This is a genomic window from Actinocorallia libanotica (genome assembly GCF_039525175.1).
GTDB classification, from domain to species: Bacteria; Actinomycetota; Actinomycetes; order Streptosporangiales; family Streptosporangiaceae; genus Actinocorallia; species Actinocorallia libanotica.
This window is the reverse complement of record NZ_BAAAHH010000102.1, coordinates 1-1,371: the sequence shown is the minus strand read 5'-3', so window position 1 is coordinate 1,371 and position 1,371 is coordinate 1. Positions and strand designations below refer to the sequence as shown.

Here is a 1,371-nt window from a genome sequence, read left to right as displayed (position 1 = left end):
CCGCCGCTCATCGGCCACCACCACCGCCAGGGCGCCGGCCACCAGGTCGGAGATGTGGATCCAGTCGCGGACCTGCTGGCCGTCCCCCCAGATGACGAAGGGGTCATCGCGGCGGTGCGCACGGCCCACGAACGCCCCGAACGGCCATTCGGGGCCCTGGTCGGCGCCGTACCCGGAGAACGGGCGCACCACGTGGACGGCCAGGCCCTCGGCGGCCGCGGCCGCCGCCATCCGCTCGCCGGTCAGCTTCGTCCACCCGTAGGAATCAGCCGGAAACCCGATCTGGTCGCCGCCCGCCAGGTCCTCCTCCAGCGGCAGCCACGGCGCTCCCTGGCGCTGCAGGCCCGCCGGGTAGACGGCGCTGGAGGACAGATACAGCACCCGCCCCTGATGGGTGCGTACCGCCCAGTCGAACATCGCGGCGTCCAGCTGCAGGTTGTAGGCCATCATGCTCGGCGCGGCGTCGATGGCCGCGCGGTGCGGGGATCGGGCCGCGCAGTGCACCACCAGGTCGTAGCGGACCTGGTGGAAGCGGAAGACCTCCAGGGCGTCCAGGCCCCGCCACCCGTCCGCGGAGCTGACGTCCACGCCGTCGACATCCCAGCCGCGGCGCTCCAGCTCGGCGACCATGTGGCGGCCGACGAACCCGGCCGAGCCGGTCACCATCGCCTTCACAGCGCGCCCCAGGCCGACAGGTGCTGGCGGGCCAGGGCCTCGCGGACCTGTTCGACGTCGTACTGCAGCTGCCCGGCCTCGCGGTAGGCGCGGTAGGCCTCGCGGTCGCGGTGGTAGGCCTCCGGGGTGTTGACCCGCCGGTGCCCCTCGCTCCAGGGCACCTTGCCGGTGACGGGGTGCAGGTGCTCCACGATCACATCCGGCAGGTACGTCAGGCAGCCGGCCCCGCGCCCCAGGTCGGCCCAGTAGTTGTCGGCGTACAGGTGGACCAGGTCCGGCGGCACCATGTGGCCGAGCGTCTCGATCACGCTGGTGCTGATGGCGATCTGCGTGGGCAGGTCCGGGCCCTGCAGCAGGTCGGTCCCGAACACCATGCCGGGCTGGGTGTGGAGCGTCTGCAGGTATGCGGCGTCCCAGCCGGTGGTGCGGGGCCGGTGGTCATCGCCCATGAAGGCGATCGCATCGGGTTGGGGCCGCTGGTCCAGCGCCCAGGACGCGGCGTAGTTCAGCGCCCCGACCATGGTCGGGGTTTCGGGGTTGACCAGGACGTCCACCAGGTCGTCGTCGCGTTCGGCGGCCAGCGCGGTGTAGTCGCTCATCGAGGGGTCCCCGTGGTCGACGACCAGGAGCAGCTGCGTGGCGGCGCCGCACGTGGCGTCGAAGGCCTCGGCCAGCTCGCGGGCGGCCTGGGGGCGG

Annotated in this window: 2 protein-coding genes; both read right to left on the bottom strand. The window is 72.9% G+C overall.

Annotated features, from left to right (window positions below; genetic code table 11):
- On the bottom strand, positions 1-666 hold a 666-nt coding region (locus ABD140_RS39800; RefSeq protein ID WP_344248240.1), incomplete at its 3' end, for an NAD-dependent epimerase/dehydratase family protein.
- A 5-nt stretch (positions 667-671) separates the two neighbouring features.
- The coding region (locus ABD140_RS39795) for a glycosyltransferase family 2 protein (protein ID WP_344248238.1) at positions 672-1,371 on the bottom strand (700 nt) is incomplete at its 5' end.